This window comes from Mycolicibacillus trivialis, from assembly GCF_002102395.1.
GTDB lineage: Bacteria > Actinomycetota > Actinomycetes > Mycobacteriales > Mycobacteriaceae > Mycobacterium > Mycobacterium triviale.
The window spans coordinates 1-1,518 of sequence record NZ_LQPZ01000046.1; the positions used below are offsets into that span (position 1 = coordinate 1).

Sequence of the window (1,518 nt, forward strand, 5' to 3'; positions counted from 1 at the left end):
ACCTAATGGGAACCGATCAGCGTGTCCTAACGGGGATCTTGGTTCTTGAGCGGGAGGCTGATCACCGAGCCGCCGGCCGGTGAGCACTGCCTTGACCTGGAATGATGGTCGATTCCTAGGGCTAGATCGTGCCCTGGCCGGTTGGTGAGGCCGCCTGTAACGCTGATGGGATGTCGTGCCGGTCGAGCACTGATCCATTAGGTCGCCGCCGGGTGTCCTTCGGCTCGAACAGGATTCATCCACACTGAGCCAAGGGAGGCCAATCGATGCTGTTCGTCGGAGACGACTGGGCAGAAGACCATCACGACGTATACCTGATGAACGACGCCGGCGACAGGCTGGCGTCCCGGCGGCTGCCCGAAGGGCTGGCCGGGATCGGGCGATTGCACGAGATGATCGCCGAACACGCACAGGACCCCGCTGAGGTGGTGATCGGCATCGAAACCGACCGCGGCCTGTGGGTGGACGCCCTGACCGCGGCCGGATACCAGGTGTTCGCGATCAACCCGCTCGCGGCCGCCCGCTACCGCGACCGCCACCACGTTTCGGGAGCAAAATCCGATCCTTCCGACGCCAAGTTGCTGGCCGACCTGGTGCGCACCGACCGGCACAACCATCGTCCGGTCGCCGGCGACAGTGGCCAGGCCGAGGCGATCAAGGTGCTGGCCCGGGCGCATCAAAGCCTGATCTGGGCGCGCACCCGCCACACCAACGGGCTGCGCTCGGCGCTGCGCGAGTACTACCCCGCCGCACTGGAGACCTTCGAGGACCTGGCCGAGCGTGACGCGCTGGCCATCCTGGGCCGCGCCCCGACCCCCGCCGACGCTAAACGGCTGAGCCTGTCCAAGATCCGTGCTGCGCTCAAAGCCGCGGGACGCCAACGCAACCTCGACACCCGCGCCCAACACATCCAGGCTGCCCTGCGCACCCCGCAGCTGGCCGCGCCCGCCGCGGTCACCGCCGCCTTCGGGGCCAGTACCCGGGCCGCGGTCGGCATCATCGCCGAGCTCAACCACCAGATCACCGATCTCGAAGCCGAGCTGACAACGCATTTTGAGGCACACCCGGACGCCGACATCTACCGCTCCCTGCCAGGACTTGGTGTCATCCTCGGCGCCCGGGTGCTCGGTGAATTCGGGGACGACCCGAATCGCTACACCACCGCCAAGTGTCGCAAAAACTACGCCGGAACATCACCGTTGACCATCGCCTCGGGCCGCAAACGCGCCGTGCTGGCCCGCCACGTCCGCAACCGTCGCCTCTACGACGCCATCGACCAATGGGCCTTCTGCGCCCTGACCACCAGCCCCGGCGCCCGCACCTTCTACGACCACCACCGCGCCGCCGGCGACCTCCACCACCAAGCCCTACGCGCCCTGGGAAACCGCCTCGTCGGCATCCTGCACGGCTGCCTACACCACCACAGCACCTACGACGAACACAAAGCCTGGGCACACCGCCAAACCACCCCCGACACCCGGGCCGCTTGACAACTTACGACCCTGGGATGTCTAGCCG

The 1,518-nt window shown here is 67.1% G+C and carries 1 protein-coding gene; it reads left to right on the top strand.

The features are described from left to right. Nucleotides 1–266 precede the first annotated feature (266 nt). The gene (locus AWC30_RS16045; RefSeq protein ID WP_085111246.1) at nt 267–1,490 is read left to right on the top strand and encodes an IS110 family RNA-guided transposase; all 1,224 of its coding nucleotides are present in this window, start codon (nt 267–269) and stop codon (nt 1,488–1,490) included. Nucleotides 1,491–1,518 lie beyond the last annotated feature (28 nt).

Excerpts from the sequence above, each read along its gene's own strand:
- AWC30_RS16045 (WP_085111246.1), top strand. The coding sequence starts at position 267 with ATGCTGTTCGTCGGAGACGACTGGGCAGAAGACCATCACGACGTATAC.